Genomic DNA, 22,506 nt, shown 5'->3' with positions numbered 1-22,506 from the left:
AGGGCCGGGCCCGCCGGGCGTGTCAGGTTCGCCCGGCGGGCCGGCCGTACGGGACCCCTGGCCGGCGCGGGAACGCGGCTCCGGCCGGGGGTGGTGTGACGTACGCGCGGACACGGTGGGTCAGTTGCCCTTCGTGAGCGCGCGTTCGCCGTTGCGCTGGAGGTCGGCGAGGATCTTCTTCGGGTCGGCGGTGGCCAGCCCCGCGAGGTCGGTGTTGAACTGGCCGAGCACCTTGTCGAATCCGGCGAGCGTCACCGGGCCCTGCGCGTAGGCGCTGCCGTCGACCCACGCCTTGGCAGCGGGGTTCTGCTTCGCGTACTCGGCCAGGGCGCTGGTGCGCGAGGGCATCACACCGAACGCGTCGGCGTTCTTCAGCTGCTGTGCGCTGGAGTTGAGGTACGTCACCAGGTCCACGGCCGCCGACCGGTGGGCGCTCTCGGCGGCCACGCCCCAGCACTGGCTGAAGGCGAGCGTGCCCTGGCCGGCCGGACCGGCGGGCAGCGGGACCACCTTGTACTTCACGTCGGGGTAGTCGGCCTTCATGGCGCCGTCGAGCCAGTTGCCCTCGATGGTCATGGCGGCCTTGCCCTTGCCGAAGGCCTCGCCGCCCCAGTTGGTGTCGACCTGGCTGGCGTACTTCACGGAACCGGACTTCAGCAGGGACTGCACGTACTGGAGCGCCTGCACGTTCTGCGCGCTGTCGGCGGTCATCTTCGTCTGGTCGGCGTTGGTGATCCAGCCGCCGGCCTCCTTCATGAAGACGCCCAGCCGCGCGTATTCGCCGCTGGTGACCAGTCCGGTCACGCCGTGCCCGGTCAGCTTGCCCGCGACCTTCTTCAGCTGGTCCCAGTCCGCCGGGTAGTCCTTCTCGGTGAGCCCCGCCTTCGTCCACAGGTCGGTGTTGACCGCCAGGGCGAGCGTGGAGGTGTCCTTGGGCAGGCACACCAGCTTGCCGTCGTGGGTGAAGGAGGCGCGCAACTGTTCGGAGAAGTCGTCGGCGTCCTTGACCTGGTCACCGTAGGCGTACAGGGAGCCGCCTCTGGTGTAGTTCGCGAACTGGTCGGAGTTGACGTAGAAGGCGTCCGGCGGCTTGTGCCCGGCGAACGCCTGGGCGAGCTGCTGGTTCATGTCCTTCGCGACGTCGACGGTCACCTTGTTGCCGGACTGCTTGGCGTACGCGGCGGCCGCCTCCTTGACGGCCTTGGTCTCGGCGTCGCCGGAACTGGCTATCAGCACCCGCAGGTCCTGGTGGGAGCCGGTGTCCTGCTCGGTCTTCTTGTCGCCGCCGAAACTCGACGAGCAGCCCGCGGTGACGAGCAGTGCCGCGCAGGTGGCGAGGGCCGTGGCAGCCGTGCGGTGGGACATGGATACCTCCAGGATTCGGGGATGGTGAGTGCGGCTCCGCCCGGCGGCACGAAAGACGGCCGGGGGTGGAGGAGAGGAGAACTCGGTGTGGCCGGGGGTGGTTGGACCGACGCGGAGGGGGACGGGTCGGGACGGGGCGGAGACGGTGCCGACCGGGACGGGCCCGGGTCGGGAGAGGGAGGACGGGGACGGGGACGGTGGGGACGGGGGCGGACCCCGTGGGGACGGGGACCGTCGGGGCGGTGCCGACCGGGACGGGCCCGGGTCGGGAGAGGGAGGACGGGGACGGGGACGGGGACGGGGACGGTGGGGACGGGTCCGGGTCGGGATGGGGGACGGTCGGGGCGGTGCCGACCGAGCCGGGGCCGGGATGTGCCGGCCGGGATGGCGCTGATCGGGACAGCCGGCCGGGATGGTTCCGGTCGGGACGGTGCTCGCCGGGGGTGACCGGTGTCCGCCAAGTCCGTCGGTTCGTCGGGCTGTCGAGCCGCCGGGCCCTTGAGCCGTCGGCCCGTCGGCCCGTCGGCCCGTCGTCAGACGGCGGTCGCGGTCGCGGTCCCGTCCGCGACGGGGGCGGCCCGGATGCTGTCCCGGACGACCAGGGACGGCGGCAGCAGGATGCGTTCGGGCGGGGCGTCAGGCGCGGCCAACCGCGCCAGCAGCAGCCGTACGCACTCCCGGCCGACCTCCTCCAGCGGCTGGGCGATGGAGGTCAGCGCGGGCGACAGGAGCCCGGCGGTCGGCGAGTCGTCGAAGCCGACCACGGCGACGTCGCGACCGGGGACGTCCCCGCGTTCGCGCAGCGTCTGGTAGCAGCCGAGCGCCAGCATGTCGCTGGCCGCGACCACCGCGGTCGCCCCCGCGTCGAGCAGCGGCTTCACGGCGGCGCGGGCCGCGTCGATGTCGTTCACGCTCTGCGCGCGCCGCCCGCGCGTCGGCAGCCCGTGCCGTTTCATGGCCCGCTGCCAGCCCTCGGCGCGGTCGTCACCGGCGCCGGATGAGCCGCGCCCCCAGCCGAGGAAGGCGATCCTGCGATGCCCCAGACCGATCAGGTGCTCCACGGCGGCGTCCGTGCCCGAGGCGCCGTCGACGTCGATCCAGTCGCCGATCTGCCGTCGCGACCACATCCGGCCGAAGGCGACGAACGGCACCCCGCGCTTGGCGAGCCAGGCCTGGCGCGGGTCGTTGTGCTCGGTGCCGCTGAGCACGAAGCCGTCGACCTCGTGCTGGTCGAGCAGTTCCTCGTAGCCGTCCAGCGTCGGGGTGCCGGGCCGGCAGGCGAACAGCAGGATCCGGTAACCGGCCTCGTCGGCGGCCTGCGACAGGGCGTGCAGGAACCGGTCGAGGACGGGACTGCTGGCCGGCAGGGGCTGGATGCCGTAGCCGATCAGCCTGCTGGAGCGGGTGCGCAGGGTCTGCGCGGCGCGACTGGGGCGGTAGCCCATCTCGTCGATCACACGGCGGACCCGCTCCAGGGTCTCGGAACGCAGCAGGTCCGGCGAGTTGATCGCGTTCGACACGGTCTGCGGGGAGACCCCGGCCCGGCGCGCGACCATGGCGAGCGTCACCGGGCCGCCCCTGGCGGGCGGGTCGTTGCTGGAGCGGGGCATTGCGGTCTCCGGCATGCAGAGGGAACGAGGAGCAGTTTTAGCGTTCCAAAAGCATTGTCAGCGCTCTGACGAGTCACTTAATGTCTTTGGAACGATCAAACGCTGAGAGGTTCTACTTCCTTGGACTCGACTGTCAAGACCCCGGACGCCAACGGCTCGGTCACGCCGCCCCCCGCGGTGACCGAGGGCCTTCAGCCGTTCCTGCACGACGCGGTCGTCACGCTGTACGCGCCCAGCTTCGTGATCTCACGCGCCGACGGGGCCTTCGACGGAGGCGCGGACGGCTTCTTCCACGGCGACCGCCGGGCGCTCTCGCGACTGACCGTCACGGCCGAGGGCATCCCGCTGGCGCCCGTCGGACACGGGCTGCGCGGGGCGGACCGGGCGGACTTCCGGTCGATCCTGCGGGGGCTCGGAGAGGTGACGGCCGACCCCGCGGTCGCCCTGCACCGCCGCCGGACCACGACGGCCGGAGGGCTGGAGGAGGTCCTCGACGTCACCAACGCGGGCACCCAGTCGGTCCGTTTCCGGCTGACGGTCACGGCCGGCACGGACCTCGCCACCATGGAGCAGGTCAAGTCGGGCCGCCCGGCCCGGGCGGCATCCGCGCAGGCCGCCGGCACCGGCGAACTGTCCTGGGCGAGCGACGGGTTCGCCGTACGCCTGGTCAGTGACCCCGCGCCCGACACGCTGGACGTGCCGACGGGCCGGCTGTCCTACGACATCGCCCTGGACCCCGGCGCCTCGTGGACGGTCACCCTGCGCTGCACCGCGGCCCACGCGGACGGCGACCAGTTCCCGGCGCCCCCCGCCGGCGCCCTGCCGTGGCGCACCCCCGTCCTGCGCAGCGCGGACCGGGGCCTCGACCGGTGGCTGGAGCAGTCGCTCGCCGACCTGGACCGTCTGCGCCTGACCGACCCGCGCTCGCCCGGGGACCGGCCGGACCAGTTCCTCGCCGCGGGCGCGCCCTGGTTCCTGACCCTCTTCGGCCGCGACTCGCTCTGGGCCGCCCGCATGCTGCTCCCGCTCGGCACCGAGCTCGCGGCCGGCACCCTGCGCACCCTCGCCCGCCGCCAGGGCGGAGTCACCGACCCGGCCTCCGAGGAGCAGCCGGGCAAGATCCTGCACGAAGTCCGGCGCGACACCTCGGCGTTCAGCGACACGTTCTCGCTCCCGCCGGTGTACTACGGCACGGTCGACGCCACCCCGCTGTGGATCTCCCTGCTCCACGACGCCTGGCGCTGGGGCCTGGCGTCGGAGCAGGTCGAGCGGATGCTGCCGCACGCCGAGTCGGCGCTGGCGTGGATGCGCGACCAGGGGGACGCCGGCGGCGACGGCTTCCTCAAGTACGTCGACCAGTCGGGCCGGGGCCTGGCCAACCAGGGCTGGAAGGACTCCGGCGACTCCATCCGGTACCGCGACGGCAGCCTCGCCCAACCGCCGATCGCGCTGTGCGAGGTGCAGGCGTACGCCTACGAGGCCGCACGCGGCGGAGCGGCGCTGCTGCGGTCCTTCGGCCGCCCGGGGGCCGACGAGTGGGAGGAGTGGGCGGACCGGCTCGCCACCCGCTTCCGCGAGCGCTTCTGGGTGGAAGACGAACGGGGCCCGTACCCGGCGGTCGCGCTGGACGGCGACGGCAGGCCGGCCGACTCGGTCACCTCGGGCTTCGGCCACCTTCTGGGCACGGGTCTGCTGAACGACGAGGAGAGCGCTCTCCTGGCCGCCCGGCTCTCCGGCGGCGACCTCGACTCGGGCCACGGTCTGCGCACGCTGAGCAGCGAGGCGGCGGGCTACAACCCGTACGGCTACCACATCGGTTCGATCTGGCCGCACGACACCGCGATCGCCGTGCACGGCCTGGTCAGGTCCGGCTTCCCGGACGCCGCGGCGTCGCTGGCGGACGGCCTGCTGACGGCGTCGGCGGCGTTCGAGGCCCGGCTGCCGGAACTCTTCGCGGGCCACGGCGCCGAGGCCGGCCCGCGTCCCGCGCCCTATCCGGCGTCCTGCCGGCCCCAGGCGTGGGCGGCGGCGTCCTCGGTCCTCGTCCTCCAGTCGGCTCTCGGCCTGAGCGCGGACATCCCGGCCGGCACTCTGACGGTCGCCCCGGGCTTCGCCCGCGCGTACGGACCGCTGACGGTCACCGGTCTCGAGGCCGGGGGGAAGCGGCTGGACATCGCGGTGAAGGGGGACGGATCGGTGGAGGTGTCGGCGCCGGAAGGGGTCACGGTGATCAACGGCTGACCGTGAGTCCTCGGAGCTGGTGTCGGTCGTAGGGGTCGGGGTCCGCGTCACGCGCAGGAGCCGGCGTCACTCGTCGTCGGGTGGCGCCGCGGACTCCGCGAGCCGTTCGCCGATGTCGTCCGCCCATTCCTGGGCCCAGCGGCGTAGCTCGTCGATCGCCCGGTCGTCGAGCCCGCAGGCGGCGAACGCGCGGTCGTCGATCCACTCGGACCCGACGAGGCGGGTCTGGAGATCGGCGAGGTCGAAGACGTCACCGGCGTGGCGGCGGCCGAGTTCCTCCAGCTCGGGGTGGCTCCACCGGTCGGCGGCGGCGTGGACGTCGACGAGATCGGGGGCGAGGCCCTGACCGGCCAGCGCGCGCACCCTGGTGCCGACGAGGTCATCGAGCGAGAGGACCGGGCCGAACTCGCCCACCTCCAGCGGCCGCCACAGCACCTCCTTGACCACCTGCACGGCGAACTCCTGCCTGGGCTCGGTCTCGGTCTCGGCCTCGGGTTCGGTCCCGGCCGCGGCTCCGGCTCCGGCTCCGGCTCCGGCCGCGGCTCCGGCCTCGGCTCCGGCTCCGGCCTCGGCTCCGGCTCCGGCTCCGGCCTCGGCTCCGGCTCCGGCTCCGGCCTCGGCTCCGGCTCCGGCTCCGGCTCCGGCTCCGGCCTCGGCTCCGGCTCCGGCCTCGGTCCCGGCCCTGGCTCGGGTTCCGGCCTCGGTTCCGGTTCCGGTTTCGGCCTCGGCTCCGGTCCCGGCCCTGGCTCGGGTTTCGGCCTCGGCTCCGGTCCCGGCCCTGGCTCGGGTTCCGGCCTCGGCTCCGGTCCCGGTCCCGGCTCCGGTCCCGGTTCCAGCCTCCTCGCCGCCGACCTCCAGGTCACCGACCACGAGCCGAGCCGCGAGTGGCTCCGTCTCCCACGTCCGCACCCGCCAGCCGCGTTCCTCCAGGCCGGCGCGCACCGCCGCGACGATGTCCCCCGCCCCGACCGGGCTCTCGGTGGCCACGTCGATGCCCTGGCCGGGCCGGTCCACCAGCCCGTGGGCCCGCACCGCGTCCCCACCAGCGAGCGCCAGCCCGTACGGCGCCCCGACCGCCAGCAGATCGCCCAGCAGCCGCCGCCGCACCTCACCGCCGTTCACCCGGCGATTATCGCCGCCGCGCACCGAGCGCGGCGGGACCGGCGCCAGGCCGCGCGTCGGCGTACACAGCCGCTCCGCGAAGAAATCCCGCGGGGGTGTCATCCGGAAGCGGTCCCGGCGGGGTTTGAACGGGTGGAGAGGCGCCCTCCTTCCACCAGTCATTCCGGATCCCCCAGGGGTCCGTGTTCCAAGAGGAGTTGCCCGTTCATGAAACGGACGCTGAAGGTCCTCGCCTGCGCCGCCGTCGTCGCCGCCGTGGCGGGGACGACCACAGCGGCGTACGCCGTACCCGCGAAGGCACCGCACGCCACGGTCGCGCAGGCGGGAACGGCGCAGACCCAGGCCGCTTCCGCCGCGAAGGCCCGGGCCTCCACGCCACTGCGGCCGACCGCGAAGAAGACCGCCCCGACGCCCCGTGTCGTCGCCTCCGGTGAACATGTGACGGCGGCCCCCGGCTTCGAGCTGTGGCTCACGGCGGAGGGCAAGTACTGGACGACGCCTTCCATGCCCGACGACCCGCAGTTCCGCAGCGTGGTCGACGGCAACATCGACCGGAGCACCCCCGGAGTCTCGATGCAGGCCGAGGGCACGGACAGCCACGTCTACCTCTCCGGTGTCTACTACGGCGGCAAGGGCACCGCGTCCAGCGTCGAGATCGCAACGGCGGACGGGACGGTACACGGCAAGCTCATCGAGCTGCCCGGCAAGCCCGGCTGGGGCGCCTGGTACGCCGTCGCCGACGTCAAGCCGGGCGGCGGCTCCTGGGACTACGTCTCCCGGATCACCGTCCACGACACCAAGGGCAAGATCTACGCCCAGCTGAAGCTGCGCTGACCTCCCGGGCGGGGGCCCGCGCGGCCCCCGCCCCGGAGCTCTCCGGCTCCATTCCTCCCCGTACCCGACCCACAGGGAACCGCGTTCGTGCCGCAGTACGAGAGATTCGCAGGCTCCTCCGGGAGCACCGACTTCGCCGCCTACGCCAGTGCGGCCTGGACCCGTCTGCTACGGACCGCCGTCCTGCTCACCGGCGACCACCACGAAGCCGAGGATCTCGTGCAGACCACCCTGGCCAAGGTGTACGCGCGCTGGGGGCGCATCCCGCCCGACGACGTCGACCTCTACGTACGACGCTCCCTCGTCAACAACAACCTCAGCCGGATCCGCAGAAGACGGGTCACGCATCTGCTGATGCCGTTCCTGCCCGAGCGGGTGCATCAGCCGGACAACGGCCACGCCGAGTCCGTCGAGCGCCGCGCCGCGGTCACGCAGGCGCTCGCCACTCTCTCCGCCCGGCAGCGGACGGTGCTCGTGCTGCGCTACTGGGAGGACCTTCCCGAAACCGCCATCGCCGAGGTGCTCGACTGCTCGCTCGGAACGGTCAAGACCCATGCGCGGCGCGGCCTCGCGGCTCTGCGCTCCCACCCGGCCTTCGCGGCCTTCGCCGCATCCCCCGCCTCCGACCGCTCCCACCCCGTCACCGGAGCCAGCTGATGAACCACCCCAGAACCGAAGCAGAATCAGGTCCGGGACACACCGAGGCCGCATGGCTGCGCCAGGCACTGGCCGAGGCCGCACACGAGCTCAGGCCCTCCCCGTTGCCGCTGGCGGACGTGGAGCGCCTAGGGCGGCGGATCCGGCTCAGGCGGCGGACGGCCGTACTCGGCGCGGGATGCGGGCTGCTGCTGGTCCCGCTGGCCGTGGTCGTGCTGCGCGGCACGGAACCCGGCGCCGCCCACGACGCGCCTCCCGCGGCGCCCGCGTCCGTCTCGCCCTCGCCGTCCGCCTCCTCGGCGGCTCCGGCCCCGACGCCGCGTGTCGTCGCCTCGGGTGAACACGTGACGGCGGCCCCCGGCTTCGAGCTGTGGCTCACGGCGGAGGGCAAGTACTGGACGACGCCTTCCATGCCCGACGAGCCGCAGTTCCGGAGCGTGGTCGACGGCAACATCGATCGGAACACTCCCGGAGTCGGAGTGCAGTCCGAGGGCGACAGCAGTCGTGTCTACCTCTCCGGTGTGTACTACGGCGGCAAGGGCACCGCGTCCAGCGTCGAGGTCGAAACGGCCGACGGGACGGTGCGGGGCAAGCTCATCGAGCTGCCCGGCAAGCCGGGTTGGGGCGCCTGGTACGCCGTCGCCGACGTCAAGCCCGGCAGTGGCTCCTGGGACTACGTGTCCCGGGTCACCGTCCTCGACACCGAGGGCGGGGTCTACGCCCGGACCCCGTCGATGTGATCCGGCCGGGAGACGCGGCCCGCGCGGGAGGTCACTCCTCGAAGCCCTGCTCGCGTAGGATCCCTTCGACACGGGCGTGGTGGGCCGCCTCCCACGCGTCGAGGGTCTCGTCCGCCTCCTTGGCCAGCTTCGCCCGTGCGGCGGCGAGGATCTCCTCGCGGCGGGCGGCCGGGACGACCACGACGCCCTCCTCGTCGGCGACCACGACGTCGCCGGCGTTCACCTTCGCCCCGCCGCAGGTCACCTCCGTGTTCAGCGGCTCCACGGCCTTCTTGCCGCCCGGGATCGGGATGACGCCCCGGGCGAACACGGGGAAGCCCGCCTCGCGGACCTCGCCCAGATCGCGGATCAGACCGTCCAGCACGAAGGCCGCGACGCCGCGGCGCTGAGCCACGGCGCACACGTTGCCGCCCGCCAGGGCGTAGTCCAGGTCGCCGGACTCGACGACGATGACGGAGCCCGGGGCGGCACGGTGAATGGCCGCGTGCAGCATGAGGTTGTCACCGGGAGGGCACCGCACGGTGAAGGCCGGCCCGGCCACGCGCGGCACCGGCGACCACAGTGGGCGGACGCCGATGTCCATGACCTGCGCCCGGCCGAGGAGGTCGGCCAGCGTGGTCGTCGGGATGTCCGCGAAACCGGCGGCGGGAGCGGTGGGGCCGGTGGCGTCCTTCATGGCGTCCGTCATGGCACCTCTGATCGTCTCGGGTGTGGTCGTCCCTGAGGCCGGCTGGCCCGCGCCCGACAGTACGGGCGCTCGTCGCGCGTGGTCCATCGGGTTTGCCGGACAGCGATGTCATCGAGCAGCCTGATCAGCACGAACGACGAACGACGACGGAGACCACTGACATGCCCCTGCGCTGCGCCGTGCTCGACGACTTCCAGGACGCCGCCCTCGCCTCCGCCGACTGGAGCCCGGTCGAGGACCGGGTGGAGATCGTCACGTTCCGCGAGCACCTCACCGACGAGAACGAACTCGCCGGTGTCCTCGCCGACTTCGACATCGTCGTCACCCTGCGCGAGCGGATCCCCTTCCCGGCCACGCTGTTCGATCGTCTGCCCCGCCTGCAGCTGCTCGTCGCCTCCGGCATGCGCAACTCGGTCATCGACTACGCCGCCGCCGAGCGCCACGGCGTCACCGTGTGCGGGACCGGCAGCTCCTCCACGCCGCCGGTGGAACTGACCTGGGCGCTGCTGCTCGGCCTCGCCCGCAACCTGGTGACCGAGAACAACGCGCTGCGCGAGGGCGGCCCCTGGCAGTCCACCGTGGGCGCCGACCTCCAGGGCCGCCGCCTCGGCCTGCTCGGCCTCGGTAAGATCGGCAGCCGCGTCGCACAGGTGGGCCTCGCCTTCGGGATGCGGGTCAGCGCCTGGAGCCAGAATCTCACCGAGGACCGCACCAAGGAGGTAGGCGTCGAACTCGCCTCCTCCAAGGAGGAGTTGCTGTCGGCGAGCGACTTCGTCTCCGTCCACCTCGCGCTGAGCGACCGCACCCGCGGCCTGCTGGGAGCCACCGAACTCGCCCTCCTCAAGCCCACCGCCTACCTGATCAACACCTCCCGCGCCGCCGTCGTCGACCAGGACGCGCTGCTCGCCGCCCTGCACGAGGGCCGTATCGCCGGCGCCGGCGTGGACGTGTTCGACGTCGAACCACTCCCCGCCGACCACCCGATGCGCACCGCCCCACACCTGCTCGCCACCCCCCACCTCGGCTACGTCTCGCAGGCCAACTACGCGACCTACTACGGCGACGCGGTGGAAGACATCCAGGCCTACCTGGCCGGCAACCCGGTACGCACCCTGGGCTGAGGCGTCCCGCGACCGGACGGGCGCGTGACCGGGTGGCTGTGCCGATGGCCACCTTCATCGACCCGGCAACCAGGAAGAGGCCCCGCGAGACCGCTGAGTTCGCGGTCCTCGCAGGCCGGGGCCGGGGGCGGCACCGAATTTTTAGTCGGCGATTGTCACTGACATGCCATACGCTGCTGCTTCGGCGGCGTCCACGCACCCGTAGTCCGTGCGCGGGGGGACACGCGGCCCGTCCGTTTCCGCCCGGCGAGAACCGGGCTTCTTCTGTGGGGGTTCCATCACTGTGCGCAGGCGTAGCATCTCGGCCGCGACGGCACTCGCGGTCGTGTTCAGCTCCGTGGCCCTGGCCACGGGCATGGCGGGTCCGGCGGCGGCCGACTCCGCGAAGGTCCTTCCGGTGAACTCGGTCGGCGACATGGTCGTGGACGGTGTCCACCAGCGGGTCTACATCTCCGACCCGACCGCCGGCAAGATCGTCGTCACCGACTACTCGGGCACCGTGAAGGCGACACTCGCCGGTCTCCCCGGCGTGACCGGCCTCGCGCTGTCCGCCGACTCCGGCGAGGTGTACGCCGCCGTGAAGAACGACAACCGGATCGTCTCGGTGGAGACGGGGACGTACACCCGGACCGCGAGCTACCCGGTCGACGCGGCGCCCGGCGACCTGGAGGAGGTGGACGGCCGGATCTGGTTCTCCTACGGCGGCGACTTCGGCTCGCTCGACGTCTCCGGCCCCGAACCCGTCGTCCACCTCGCCCAGCGCGGAGACAACGACTCCTACCCGAGCACCGAAACGCTGCTGGCCGCCGACCCGGCCGTCCCGGGCGTCCTGGTGGCGGGCAGCGGCTCCAGGCTCGCCGTGTACGACGTCTCCGCCGACGACGCCACCCTCCGCGCCGAGGGCGACATGGGCAGCGGCGTGAAGCAGCTGGACCTGACGCCCGACGGCAGTCAGGTACTCACCTCGTGGGGCTCGCCGGACCGGGGCGGCTACGGCCTCGGCGCCTATTCGACCGCCAACCTCACCAAGCTGGCGGGTTACCCCATCGACGCGTACCCGAACGCCGTGCGCGTCGCGCCCGACGGCACCATCGCGGGCGGCAGCTTCTCCTGGTACGAGCCCGACGTCCACATCCACCGGCCCGGTGACCCGGTGCCGGTGCGGGAGTACGACTTCCCCAACACCGGCAACCACAGCGGCGCCGACACCCTCGTGGACGGAGCGCTGGCCTGGGCGCCCGACTCGAGCCGGATCTTCGCCGTGTCCGTGAACTCCTACGGCGTCCACACCCTGCGCGCCCTGACCGACCCCACCAAGGAACTGCCCACCCTCAAGGTATCGGCCCCCGCCAAGTCGGAGCGCGCCAAGACGCTCACCGTCAAGGGCAAACTGACCTCGAAGAGCCTCCCCGCCGCCGGCGCCGCGCTGAAGGTGACCCGCACGGACGTCGAGTCGCCGAGCGGCAAGGCGCTGGCCGCCGTCAAGACCAAGGCGGACGGCAGCTTCTCCTTCACGGACGCCCCGCCCGCCGGCGGCAAGGTCACCTACAAGGTCACCTACGCGGGCGACGCCGCCCACATGCCCGCCTCTGCCTCGGGCGCGGTGGACGTCTCCCGCAAGGCGGCCGCGCTGACCCTGAACAACAAGGGCAAGCTGTACTCGTACGGTAAGAAGGTCACCTTCACGGCGCACCTCGGCACGACGTACAAGAACCGCACCGTCTCCATCTACGCGGACCCCTTCGGCCCCGACAAGCCGAAGAAGCTGCTGAAGACGGCCAAGGTCAACTCCAAGGGCAACCTGTCGGCGACCGTCAGCATGACCCGTGACACCACCGTCAGCGCCGTCTTCGGCGGCGACGCCCGCTACGCCGCCAAGACCGTCAAGTCGACCGCGTACGCCCGGGTGAAGGTCTCCACCGCCGTCTCCAAGCAGTACAAGACGGGCAAGATCGGCTCCACGACGTACTACTACTTCCACAAGAAGACCGATCCGCTGTTCACCACGACCATGACCTACTACCCGGGCCGCAAGCAGCGCTTCCAGCTCCAGGTGTACTACCAGGGCAAGTGGTACGACTCGGGCTACGAGTACTTCGCCCTCGGTACCGCGGGCAAGTCGGCCGTGAGCCTGGGGGCGCCGGGCGAGTCCGGCATCCGCGCCCGCATGCGCTCGTCGTACATCAACGGCTCCTCCGGCGACAACGTGAACTCCACGACCCACGGCGCCTGGAAGTACTTCGCCTTCACCAAGTGACTACCCGCTGAGCCGAACCGGTACGGCCCCGACTCCCCGGGGCCGTACCGGCGCGACAGCCGCCCCACGCCGGAAAACAGAAAAGCACGTACACCGCGGGTGGTTTCCTTGCCCGCTACCTGTTCCGCTGGAATGCGCGCCGCAGCCGAGCAACGCGCCACGGAGTCAGCGCCATCGCGCCCCCACCCACCAGCAGGCTGCCGATGGCGATCCCCCAGCAGGGAATCGAGTATCCGGACTGATCCGTCCAGTCCCACCACCGGAACCGCCCCAGGCCGTCGACCTGCCAGTACGTCAGCGGGAAGAGGGTGACCAGGGGGAGGATCCAGGAAAGCCTCCATCCCCACACCCGCCCGGACAGCAGGGCGAGCCCGACCCAGATCAGCAAACCTTTGCTGTTCGTGGTGTTGGTCGGGCTGGGGCTCTGGTTCTGGGGCCGGTTGCTGGTCGGTGGCCGGTGGCGGCGCAGTGCCGGCTGGTTCGCCGGGACCGCTGTGCTGCTCCTGCTGGGGACCGTGGCCTCCTGGCTCGTCGGTGCTATGGCCGGAACGTCGCTGGACCCGGCGGAGGCTTGCCACTCCGCCGGCCAGACCTACGACGAGGCCTACCGCAGTGCGCATCTCAACGAAACGCAGTTGTTCCCGCTGCACGACAAATGCAACGCGGGCTACGACATGGTGCCGGGCTGGGTGAACCCGGCCGTGGTCGTCCTGCCCGTCCTGGCCGTCGCCTGCCTGGCGTACTCCGTACGGCTGGCGGTCATCCACCGGCGCACCAAAAAGCCTCCGCAGTAGTGAAGTTGGCGGATCAGCCTTGCGTCCGAGTCTCGGTCCAGGTGACCGGCCTCACCATCCGCAGTCGATGTCGGCCGATCCTCCACGGATGACCGGATCGGTGCTCGTACCGCTGATTCGCAGAAGACCGCCGTCCCGTCCCCAGACCAACTCGTACGTACCTGCGTCGACGGGCCGGTAACCGTCGTCGACCGTCCACGACCCCGACTTGCCCAGGGCCAGGCCGGTGCGCCCCACCGCGTACGCCTCGCCATTGCCGATCATGAGAAAGGACGTCTCCCGCACCACGGCCGTGCAGCCCCCCGGCCCCTCAGGGCGCAGCACGTGGTATTTCGCGATGAAGATCAGGTCGTCGGCCGCTCCCCCTGCCGTGCCGAGCACCGCCGCGGTGATCAGCAGAATGCTCCCCAGCCGAGCCCACGCGGCCCGCTTCTGCGGGAGCCTCGAAGCGCCCGCCGTGCCGCCGCTCCGGATGAGGGACCGTCGGAGAACGAGCGACAGGACAAGGACAACCGCACTCACGACCCAGCCGGGGATCACCCGCCCCTGCACGACCAGCAGGAGGCTGCTCCAACTCGCCACGGCGGCGATGGTCAGACCGCCGATGCCCACTGCCGTAGAGGCGGCGGGCGACAACATCAGGCTGCGCTCTGCACGTTCTTCTGCCACGGCGGGTACGACTCTCCGAACCTGCCCCCCGGTTGCGCCGAGAGGCCGAAGCACGGCGAGAGCCCCGGGCCGGATCCGCCATGCCTTCGGGAGCTGCGCGAGCGCGGACGTCCCCGCCGGTCCCGTTACCCTTGCGGGCACGCCGCCCTGTCGATCATGGCGGCATGCTTCGCAAGCGACACCGGTACCCGCTCGACGCGCCCAAGTACGGGCGTTCTGGGGCCGGTTGGGAGGGGGTCCTATGACAGAGAAATTACCTGTGCCCGCCGAACCGCCCGAGCGGTCCAGGCAGTCGGGGCGAATACCTGAGCGAGAGGCCGCGGAAACGGGGGGAGCACAGCGGGCGGGAACACCACCGGAGGGCAGGTCGCGCGCGGCGACGGACACGCGGCCCGGCGAAACCGTCAGCGCCGGGCACCCGCCGTACCTTCCGCCCACTCCTCCCAGCCCTCTGTACGCGGGCGCCTACCCCTACAAACCCTCGTTGCCCGACCTGCGCCGCGAACCGCCCTCCACCGTGAACACCGACGTCCTCTGGGCGGCACTCGCCACCGGTGTGCTCAGCATGGTGCTGCTCAACGACGGTATGGGCGCCAACCTGTTCCTCGTCGCCCTGCCGGCCGCGGTCACCGCCTACTTCGCCGCGCGCCAGGCAGGCCGGGTACAAGCCCGTCCCTGGACGCTCTCCTGGGGCATCGGAGGACTCGCCCTCCTGCTGGTTCCGGCGGTCCGCGCCGCCCAGTGGCCTTCCCTCCTCGCCGTGGCCACCGCCATCGGTCTCGCATCGCTTGCCCTCCACGGCTCGCGGACCTGGTCCGGCGTCGTCCTCAGCCCGTTGGGACTGCTCGACTCGCTGCCCAAGGGCGCACGCTGGGGCTGGCGAGGAGTGCGCACCCGTGCCGGCAACGCCTCCGGCAGCCTGGGCTCCGCGCTGCGCGCCCTCGCAGTGACGGCTGTGCTCCTCCTCGTCTTCGGCGCACTGTTCGCCGGGGCCGACGCGGCCTTCGCCGACCTGCTGAGCAGGATGGTCCCGGACACGTCCGTCGGCGATGGCCCCTGGCGCCTGGTGCTGTTCGCCCTCGGGGTCTTCGGTGCCCTCGCGGCGGCTCACACCGCCGCCGCCCCTCTGCGGTGGGACAGCCTCAAGACAAGCCCGGGCCGCGCCCGCGGCCGGGCTGAGTGGGCGCTTCCCCTGCTCGTGCTGTGCGTGCTGTTCGCCGTCTTCAACGCCATCCAGCTAGCCGTCCTCTTCGGCGGGTACAAGGCCGTCCTGGACAAGACCGGCCAGACCTACTCCGAGTACGCGCGGCAGGGCTTCTGGCAACTCCTGTTCGCAACGCTCCTCACCCTCCTGGTCATCGTCTTCGCGCTGCGCTGGGCACCGCGCCGCGGGCCCGGTGACCGGAACCTGGTGCGAGGAGTCCTCGGCACCCTCTGCGCACTCACCCTGGTCGTGGTCGCCTCGGCGGTACGTCGCATGGGCATGTACGTCGAGGCGTACGGGCTGACGCGGCTGCGGATCTCCGTCGTGACCGTGGAGCTGTGGCTCGGCCTGGTCATCCTGCTGATCATGGCCGCCGGAGTCTGGGGCGCACGCTGGCTGCCCCGCGCCGTCGCCGCGTCGGCCGCTGCCGTGGCCCTCGCCTTCGGCCTGGCCTCTCCCGACGGGCTGATCGCCGAGAACAACGTGCGGCGGTACGAGAAGACCCACAACTTCGACCTGGACTACGCGCGTGGCCTCTCGGCGGACGCGGTCCCGGCTCTGGACAGGCTGAGAGAGCCCATGCGGTCCTGCGTCCTCGGTCCCCTGGCGAAGGGGCTCGGCCCGGCAACGGCGTCCTGGTACGAGACCAGTTGGGGAGAGGTACGAGCCCGACAGATCCTCAAGGAACGTCCGCCGACGACAACCGACCCGGGAACCTGCTTCAGCAGCGGGGAGAGCACCGAGTACGACCGCTGACCTGACGCCCCGTTCCGCCGGTGCGGCCATGTGGACCCAGCGCGGACTCCAGTGGCCCACGTGTGGCCCGACCCCGAACACGACGAAGGGCCGGCCCGGAAGGAACCCCCTCCCGAGTCGGCCCTTCCCTCTCTGCCCCCGACAGGATGCGAACCTGCGACACCCGCTTTCCTGGCCGAACATCGGGGCCCGCTGTTTCCTGCGGTGATGTCCGCGGACATGTATCCCTCGGCGAAAGGGCGGTGGCGGAGTTCTAGACTCGGCCCGTGGACAGCAACCCCTGGTTCGTAGTTGAAGACCCTCAGGAGGACGGCGAGGAGCCTTGGGACTTCGATGCGGGCGAGCTGGCTTTCATCGCGACCCTGCAGGCCCGAGCCGCTTCATGGCGCGTGCCGCCGGCATACAGCAGCGTCGGCCGCCCCGAGGACGACTCATCGCTGCTGGTCCACATCTCTCTCAGCGACAGCGAGCGGCGCCTGATACTCGGCGAATGGGCGGTGCACTTCCACGGCACCCATATGCGTGCCGGCAAGGTCTGCGACCAGCTCTTCAACCTCCACGAGACACCCGAGAACGGGTTCTTCCACGCGAGCGGGACGGCAGAACAGCTCGCCGAGCAGTGCGCCACCTGGTTCGAGACTGTCCTGAGCAGACCGGTCATTCGCATGCAGTGGCTCGGCCAGGACAGCGTGTATGCAACGGGCTGGATCTTCGCGGATACCGCAGAAGCCCTGGCAGGCGGCGTTGACCATGCCCTCGCCTCCACGGGGCATACGGGGTGGCGTACCTCCCGCGTCCGCCCCGACCGCCACCACCGCTGCACTCTGATCCGCGGCGCCTTGCAACCGCAGAAAGGCCTTCACGCGCCGCTCTGCCCGTACGAACCGAAGCCTGCCGGCTCCCCCGCAGACCGGCCGGTGGCGCCGGAGCCAGTGCGAACGGCCCCGTCAGCCCGCGAGGAAGGAAGAGGCTCCGTCGGCCACCGCCTCAGGAGTTGGATCGCGGGCCGGTTCTGGTGCCGTCGCCCGTTTTCGTGACGACCGGATCAGCATTCGTGGGTTCACGCCTGTCCGGAGTTGCTGGTGTCGGGGTTCATCACGACGGCTATCGGTGCTGTCTCCCAATATTCGCGAGAGATCGGCAGGGGCCCGGGGGTAACCTCCCGCGGAGACTTCACCTGACCAGTTCCTCGTGGCTCCCGATTTCGCCGTACCGCACCCGCCTGCCACCGACCGCTTCCGCCTGGAGCCCCTCGGTCCTCAGCACAATGCTGCCGATCACGCCGCCTGGACCTCCAGCATCGCCCACATTCGAGCCAACCCCGACTTCGCCGGCCGCTCCTGGCCGCCTCCGGGGGGCATGTCCCTGGAGGCCAACCTCGACGACCTGCGCCTGCACGCGGAGGACTTCGACCGGCGCGTCGGCTTCACCTACACCGTCCTGTCGGTCCCTGGGGATGACGTCATCGGCTGTGTCTACATATACGGCTCACCCCAAGACCCCGGTGTCACTGACGTCCGCTCCTGGGTCCGGGCGGATAACGCTTCCCTCGACGCTGAGCTCTACCGCGTGGTCAGCGACTGGCTGTCCCGTGAGTGGCCCTTCGAGCGTGTGGCGTACGCGCCTCGCTGAACCAGGCGATCCGTGCCACCACGTCCGGAAGGCAGCAGGGAGAAGGCCCGTATGTGCACTTGCTGAGTGGCGGCGGCTCAGCGGTGAGGGATGCCGCCCAGCGCCGAGGGTGACTCCCTGCAGGCCCCGGGGTCCACGGGGCGCGAAAGCCACGGAAGCCCATGTTCTATGACGTCGGTCACAGCGCTCCACCAATCAACCGGCGCACTTAGTAGTCGTGGCATGACGGGTATCTGTGCTTTTGTCCGTCTTAGTCCGTATTCGGATCCCGTCGTGCGTCCCGGAATTCCACTCGGTCGGTCCGCGCGCCCGCTGCCCCGTGCCGTAAGGCTTCTGACGACGCGACAGCTTCCCCTCCCGCCGCCATGTGCGGAACCGGAGGCCCGTGCACTGCCCTGGCGAGGTCCCGGGACCTACGAGGCGACGTAGTGGCGGGGCCCTTTGCGCTCCCTGTGGAGCCGTTCTAAGAATGTCGACCCACAGGACGTCGCCGCAGTTCGGAACCGGTGTTCACGCATGGTCGACCGCGCACCGGGCGCTCGGCGTCACCGAGTGAGTAGGAGCCCCCCACATGAAGTCGTCCCGAACGTCCGCGAGACTCCTCGCCCTCGCTCTCGGCCTGGGTCTGGCCTCGAGCACGCTGATGGCGGCCGTGCCGGCGAGCGCCCAGCCGGCCGCCACCCCGTCCGCTGCCGCCGGTACCTCCGTGGCACGGTACGCCGGGTCGGGTGAGGAGGCCGCGAACAACAAGGCGTTCTTCGGGGCGGTGCTCAAGTCCGTCGCCGAGAAGCGTGCCGCCCAGCCGAACGCGCAGGCGGTGACTGTCTACTACAACGCCTCCCACGCACCGAGCTTCCGTTCGCAGATATCGAGCGCGGCCTCGATCTGGAACAGCTCCGAGTCCAACGTCAAGCTCCAGGAGGCGTCGAGCGGTGCCGACTTCTCCTACTACGAGGGCAACGACTCGCGCGGGTCCTACGCCTCCACCAACGGCCACGGAAGTGGCTACGTCTTCCTCGACTACAACCAGAACCAGCAGTACGACTCGGTCCGCGTCGTCACCCACGAGACCGGGCACATACTGGGCCTGCCGGACGACTACAGCGGGCCGTGCAGTGAGCTGATGTCGGGTGGCTACGCCGGCACGTCCTGCACCAACCGCTACCCGAACGCCACCGAGCGCTCGCGTGTCGACCAGCTGTGGGCCACCGGACTCGCGCAGGCCCCGGGCACGGTGAACCAGCCCGCGCAGGCCCCGGGCACGGTGAACCAGCCCGCTGACCCCCCGAGCGCCGCACCGCCGGTACGGCCCGTGGCGCCGAGCCACGGCCCATGGCATCCGCGCCACAGCGCAGGACGTGTGGCCCCTGCCGAGACTCCTGCCGGTTTCCCTGCTCAATCCGCACCCTGGCCTTCCGCGCGGCGCTGATCCGCAGCACATGACCAGTACTTGAGTCAGGCCGTCGCCATCGGCTCGAAGCCATGATCCACGAGGGCGGGGGAGGCACCTCCGGCCAGGGGAGGTGGCATCTCGATGGCACAAGCGGCACGCGCGTGGCACAGCCTCGAACATGACGAAGGGCCAGCTCAGGAGGGAAACCCTCCCGAGCTGGCCCTTTTCTCTGTGCCCCCGGCAGCACTGTGACGGCTGAGCAGCGCGCGGGTCAGACCCGCCGAGGTCGATCTCCACCGGGAAGGGGGCCACTACCTCGAGGACGCCTCACATACCCCGCGACCACCACCGCCCCCTGGCCTCCCCCGGGCTCCCCGGATGAACCCGGACAGAACCCGATCACGCAAAGGACCCTGCCCGGGGCAAGCTGCATGTGCCCGCACTGTTATCACGCGAAACGTGCGGCACACGGGTGACTCCGTTAACGTGCGATGGCTTGGATTTTACTGGCACGTTAGAAGGGCGTTGCTCATGGCGCAGTCTCTCGCCGATCTCGCGTCGGCAAGAGTACGGGGGATCTTGCGATACTTTCCCGAGAACTCGCAGGCTGAGCGTGAGGAGTTGCGTGCCGCGGCGCGGGAACTCCTCGACGTCCACGGCGAGGGGGTGCTCACTGCCCTCCCTCCGGTCGAGCGCGTCATGTGGTATCTCGCTGCCGAGGGGCGCGCCGAGGATCTTGTCGAGGTGGTCCGGCACCAGCGCAGGGACCCGGGCGGCTTCCTCGTGGCAGGCGCCCGGCGCCCCCGGCTGGTGCTGCCGGGGCTGCGGGGCCTGGCGCTGCCTGAACGGATCACCGCGCTCACGCGTCGCGACCTGCGGGTGACGGCGCAGCTCACCTCGGTCGACTGGCGCGGCGACGATCTGGTATGGGAAGGGTACGCGTTTGTCGCGAACCTGCCGCGTCCATCGAGCCGCGCCATCGGCCGATTCGCGGTGCTGAAGAACGACGAGACCGGCCGCCGCATCAGACTGCGCGTGCGCCGCACCCGCAGCGAGCAGGCCACCGTCGCCTCCGGACAGGCCCTGCACTGCTACGACCAGACGGGCTTCGAAATCGCCGTCTCTGCTCGTCGGCTGCGCGAGCTCGCCGGACAGGGTGCCGGCCAGTGGTTTCTGCACGTCGGGATCCTGGGACCGGGCGGGGCCTACGGCGCGCGGGTGCGCCAGCACGACGCGGGCACGGCCGGGCACAACCAGGTTCGTCATCTGGCGGACGGCTCACGTCTCGTGGTCGGCTTCACCAAGAATGCCGTGAGCATCACGGTGCAGCAGCCCCCTGTCGAGGTCGAGTCCTGCACCGTCGCGGACGGCGAGCTGCGACTGGTCACCAGGGCACGCAGCGGCGCCAAGGCCCCCACCGCCGTGACCGTCGTCGAAGGCGACACCAGGCTCGACAGCCCGCTCACTTCCCTGTCCGGTTCCCCTGACTCGTTCCGGCGCTTCCAGTCGGTCTTCAGTCTTGCCGAGCTGGCCGCGAACGACCTGCCGGGAACCAAGACCCGGCAATTCAAGGTGACCTTGAGGGGAGCCGACGGCCGGGGCCAGGCGGCCCTCCTCGCCGAGGGCTTCACGACCGGCAGGCACCGGATTGCCCCTGGCCGCGAGCTGGCCGTCCACCGCGACGGGCCCGGCAGGCTGGTGCTGGCAACGCGAGCCGTCCGACCCGTGGTCGACGCGATGACCGTGTCGGGGTCGGGGGAGCTGGTGCTCGAGGGTGCGTATCCCGGTGAGGAAGCGGCCGGGAAGAAGGTCATCCTGCGACACGGGGTCCGCTTCGAGGAGAAGGAGCTGCCGGTCGAGCTTGCCGACGGGCGGTTCACGATCCGGATCGAGCCCGAGGCGGCCCCGCAGGCACACGGTCCTGAGCTGCCCCTGTGCCCCGGTCGCTGGTACCTGTACTTCCGCGACGCGGACGCCTGGGACAAGTCCGGGGACGTCCCGGTGACCTTGCGTCCGGAGCAGGTGCAGGAGCTGCCCATGCGCTTCAGTGGCCCGCAGCGTGCTTACACCGTGGACCGCCGCCACTTCGACCGCATCTTCATCGAGCCGCAACGGCTGCTCGGCCCCGGTGAGCACGGCGCCTACCGGCAGCGCATGCTGTGCGAGGAGTACTTCCACGAGCAGCGCGAGCTCCCCTTGCGCGACGCGGTGCTCTACATGAGCCTCAGCGGCAAGCAGTTCTCGGACTCGCCGCGGGCGGTCTACGAGGAGCTGGTGCGCCGGGGGGTCGACGTCGAGCACATCTGGACCCAGGACGGGGGGCTGCCCGAGATGCCGTCGGGAGCGCGCGTGGTGGGCCGTGGCAGCCGCGAGTGGTACGAGGCACTGGCGCGCAGCCGCTACATCGTCGTCAACACGACGGTGGGCGACTGGTTCGTCACCCGCCCCGGGCAGCGGGTCGTGCAGACCTGGCACGGCACGCCGCTGAAGAAGATCGGCAAGGACCTCCAAGGCACTACCAAGTCGAATCCCGCCTATATCGCCAGCCTGCCGCACAGCTACCGGCAGTTCGACTTCGTGGTGTCGCCGAACGCGTACACCACAGAGATCATGCGCAGGGCGTACACCATCGAAGGTGAAATGCTCGAGAGCGGTTATCCGCGCAACGACGTCTTCCACGCCCCCGACCGCGACGCGCGGGCCGCGCGGGTCAGGGAGCGGCTCGGCCTGCCCGAGGGCAAGAAGGTGGTGCTCTACGCTCCTACCTGGCGGGAAGACCAGAAGCACGCGAGCAAGCTGTACAAGCTCGATCTGCGGATCGACCTGGCCGCGGCCCAGGCCGAACTCGGTCACGACCATGTGCTGCTCTTCCGCAAGCATCCGAGGGTTCACGACAACATACCGGGTGCAGGCCGGGGCTTCGTGTGGGATGTCACCCGCTACCCGGACATCGCCGATCTGTACCTCGTCGCCGATGTGCTGATCACCGACTACTCCTCGGCGTTCTTCGACTTCGCGCACTCGGGTAAGCCGATAGTGTTCTTCACCTACGACCTGGAGCACTACCGGGACACGCTGCGCGGCTTGTACTTCGACCTCATCACCCGGGCGCCCGGCCCGCTGCTGCAGACCTCCGAAGAACTGGTCAAGGCCCTGCGCGACGTCGATGCCGTCGAAGCGGAGTACCGGGAGAAGTACGCTCAGTTCATAACGGACTTCTGCGAGCCCGGGGACGGTCTCGCGACAGCGCGGGTCGTGGACCGCATGCTCGACGGCGGACCGCACGCCGCAGCCCCGACCGACGGCTGAGCGTGCCGCGCAGGGCCGGGCGGGACCGGCCCTGCGCGGATGTGACGCGCGGCGCGAGAGCGTGACGCAACGCGGCTGGCAGACGGCCCGAAACCTGGCTGGCTCTTGCCCTTC

16 protein-coding genes and 2 pseudogenes are annotated in these 22,506 nt (G+C 71.0%); 12 read left to right on the top strand and 6 right to left on the bottom strand.

The window, feature by feature from the left end; genetic code table 11:
• Positions 1 to 120 precede the first annotated feature (120 nt).
• Both OIE49_RS16060 and OIE49_RS16055 read right to left on the bottom strand, forming a co-directional pair.
• Entirely contained in the window at positions 121 to 1,365 is a 1,245-nt protein-coding gene (locus OIE49_RS16060; protein ID WP_326802916.1) for a sugar ABC transporter substrate-binding protein, read from the bottom strand.
• 533 nt (positions 1,366 to 1,898) lie between these two features.
• The gene (locus tag OIE49_RS16055) at positions 1,899 to 2,975 is read right to left on the bottom strand and encodes a LacI family DNA-binding transcriptional regulator (protein WP_100568903.1); all 1,077 of its coding nucleotides are present in this window, start codon (positions 2,973 to 2,975) and stop codon (positions 1,899 to 1,901) included.
• A 120-nt stretch (positions 2,976 to 3,095) separates the two neighbouring features.
• Here OIE49_RS16055 and OIE49_RS16050 point away from each other — a divergent pair, with 120 nt between their 5' ends.
• A complete protein-coding gene (locus OIE49_RS16050; protein WP_326802915.1) occupies positions 3,096 to 5,216 on the top strand; it encodes an amylo-alpha-1,6-glucosidase in 2,121 nt (706 codons plus the stop codon).
• A gap of 66 nt (positions 5,217 to 5,282) precedes the next feature.
• On the opposite strand, the pseudogene OIE49_RS16045 reads toward OIE49_RS16050, so the two are convergent.
• Positions 5,283 to 5,663 (bottom strand): annotated as a pseudogene (locus OIE49_RS16045) (hypothetical protein); the annotation flags it as partial.
• 882 nt (positions 5,664 to 6,545) lie between these two features.
• Between OIE49_RS16045 and OIE49_RS16035 the strand changes: the two are divergent.
• The 3 genes from OIE49_RS16035 (at position 6,546) to OIE49_RS16025 (ending at position 8,569) form a co-directional block, all read left to right on the top strand.
• Complete coding sequence (locus tag OIE49_RS16035) at positions 6,546 to 7,172, top strand: hypothetical protein (protein ID WP_326802914.1); 627 nt, start codon at positions 6,546 to 6,548, stop codon at positions 7,170 to 7,172.
• Between the two features lie 87 nt (positions 7,173 to 7,259).
• Positions 7,260 to 7,829: a SigE family RNA polymerase sigma factor gene (locus tag OIE49_RS16030; RefSeq protein WP_326802913.1), complete on the top strand. Its 570-nt coding sequence runs from the start codon at positions 7,260 to 7,262 to the stop codon at positions 7,827 to 7,829.
• Positions 7,829 to 8,569 (top strand): hypothetical protein, encoded by a 741-nt coding sequence (locus tag OIE49_RS16025; RefSeq protein ID WP_326802912.1) that lies wholly within the window; start codon positions 7,829 to 7,831, stop codon positions 8,567 to 8,569. The genes OIE49_RS16030 and OIE49_RS16025 overlap by 1 nt, the downstream gene beginning before the upstream one ends.
• A 31-nt stretch (positions 8,570 to 8,600) precedes the next feature.
• Here OIE49_RS16025 and OIE49_RS16020 read toward each other — a convergent pair whose 3' ends face one another.
• Complete coding sequence (locus OIE49_RS16020; RefSeq protein WP_326802911.1) at positions 8,601 to 9,257, bottom strand: RraA family protein; 657 nt, start codon at positions 9,255 to 9,257, stop codon at positions 8,601 to 8,603.
• A gap of 161 nt (positions 9,258 to 9,418) precedes the next feature.
• On the opposite strand from OIE49_RS16020, the gene OIE49_RS16015 reads away from it, so the two are divergent.
• Positions 9,419 to 10,378 (top strand): D-2-hydroxyacid dehydrogenase family protein, encoded by a 960-nt coding sequence (locus OIE49_RS16015; protein ID WP_326802910.1) that lies wholly within the window; start codon positions 9,419 to 9,421, stop codon positions 10,376 to 10,378.
• Between the two features lie 283 nt (positions 10,379 to 10,661).
• Positions 10,662 to 12,635 carry a YncE family protein gene (locus OIE49_RS16010; RefSeq protein ID WP_326802909.1) on the top strand — a complete coding sequence of 658 codons (1,974 nt, stop codon included), beginning with the start codon at positions 10,662 to 10,664 and terminating at the stop codon, positions 12,633 to 12,635.
• Positions 12,636 to 12,750: 115 nt separating this feature from the next.
• On the opposite strand, the gene OIE49_RS16005 is transcribed toward OIE49_RS16010, so the two are convergent.
• On the bottom strand, positions 12,751 to 13,023 hold the full coding sequence (locus OIE49_RS16005) for a hypothetical protein (protein WP_326802908.1): 273 nt from the start codon (positions 13,021 to 13,023) through the stop codon (positions 12,751 to 12,753).
• Between the two features lie 16 nt (positions 13,024 to 13,039).
• On the opposite strand from OIE49_RS16005, the gene OIE49_RS16000 reads away from it, so the two are divergent.
• Positions 13,040 to 13,429, top strand: coding sequence for a hypothetical protein (locus OIE49_RS16000; protein WP_326802907.1), 390 nt, complete (start codon positions 13,040 to 13,042; stop codon positions 13,427 to 13,429).
• A gap of 51 nt (positions 13,430 to 13,480) precedes the next feature.
• Here OIE49_RS16000 and OIE49_RS15995 read toward each other — a convergent pair whose 3' ends face one another.
• Complete coding sequence (locus OIE49_RS15995) at positions 13,481 to 14,098, bottom strand: hypothetical protein (protein WP_326802906.1); 618 nt, start codon at positions 14,096 to 14,098, stop codon at positions 13,481 to 13,483.
• Between the two features lie 241 nt (positions 14,099 to 14,339).
• Here OIE49_RS15995 and OIE49_RS15990 point away from each other — a divergent pair, with 241 nt between their 5' ends.
• From OIE49_RS15990 to OIE49_RS15970, 5 genes and pseudogenes are all read left to right on the top strand, one after another.
• Complete coding sequence (locus OIE49_RS15990; RefSeq protein ID WP_401740382.1) at positions 14,340 to 16,058, top strand: DUF4153 domain-containing protein; 1,719 nt, start codon at positions 14,340 to 14,342, stop codon at positions 16,056 to 16,058.
• Between the two features lie 266 nt (positions 16,059 to 16,324).
• Positions 16,325 to 17,095: a hypothetical protein gene (locus OIE49_RS15985; protein ID WP_326802904.1), complete on the top strand. Its 771-nt coding sequence runs from the start codon at positions 16,325 to 16,327 to the stop codon at positions 17,093 to 17,095.
• Positions 17,096 to 17,249: 154 nt separating this feature from the next.
• Entirely contained in the window at positions 17,250 to 17,690 is a 441-nt protein-coding gene (locus tag OIE49_RS15980) for a GNAT family N-acetyltransferase (protein WP_326802903.1), read from the top strand.
• A gap of 571 nt (positions 17,691 to 18,261) precedes the next feature.
• A pseudogene (snpA, locus tag OIE49_RS15975) lies at positions 18,262 to 18,915 on the top strand (snapalysin); the annotation flags it as partial.
• Positions 18,916 to 19,614: 699 nt separating this feature from the next.
• On the top strand, positions 19,615 to 22,392 hold the full coding sequence (locus tag OIE49_RS15970) for a CDP-glycerol glycerophosphotransferase family protein (RefSeq protein ID WP_326806245.1): 2,778 nt from the start codon (positions 19,615 to 19,617) through the stop codon (positions 22,390 to 22,392).
• The last annotated feature ends 114 nt before the right edge of the window (positions 22,393 to 22,506 follow it).

The sequence above is a fragment of the Streptomyces sp. NBC_01788 genome (assembly GCF_035917575.1).
Taxonomy (GTDB): Bacteria; Actinomycetota; Actinomycetes; order Streptomycetales; family Streptomycetaceae; genus Streptomyces.
This window is presented reverse-complemented; position numbering and strand designations above follow the sequence as displayed.

Bases quoted from the DNA above. Each gene is read 5' to 3' on its own strand.
- OIE49_RS16060 (WP_326802916.1), bottom strand. From the start codon at position 1,365: ATGTCCCACCGCACGGCTGCCACGGCCCTCGCCACCTGCGCGGCACTG.
- OIE49_RS16055 (WP_100568903.1), bottom strand. From the start codon at position 2,975: ATGCCCCGCTCCAGCAACGACCCGCCCGCCAGGGGCGGCCCGGTGACG.
- OIE49_RS16035 (WP_326802914.1), top strand. From the start codon at position 6,546: ATGAAACGGACGCTGAAGGTCCTCGCCTGCGCCGCCGTCGTCGCCGCC.
- OIE49_RS16025 (WP_326802912.1), top strand. From the start codon at position 7,829: ATGAACCACCCCAGAACCGAAGCAGAATCAGGTCCGGGACACACCGAG.
- OIE49_RS16020 (WP_326802911.1), bottom strand. From the start codon at position 9,257: ATGACGGACGCCATGAAGGACGCCACCGGCCCCACCGCTCCCGCCGCC.
- OIE49_RS16015 (WP_326802910.1), top strand. From the start codon at position 9,419: ATGCCCCTGCGCTGCGCCGTGCTCGACGACTTCCAGGACGCCGCCCTC.
- OIE49_RS15990 (WP_401740382.1), top strand. From the start codon at position 14,340: ATGACAGAGAAATTACCTGTGCCCGCCGAACCGCCCGAGCGGTCCAGG.
- OIE49_RS15970 (WP_326806245.1), top strand. From the start codon at position 19,615: ATGGCGCAGTCTCTCGCCGATCTCGCGTCGGCAAGAGTACGGGGGATC.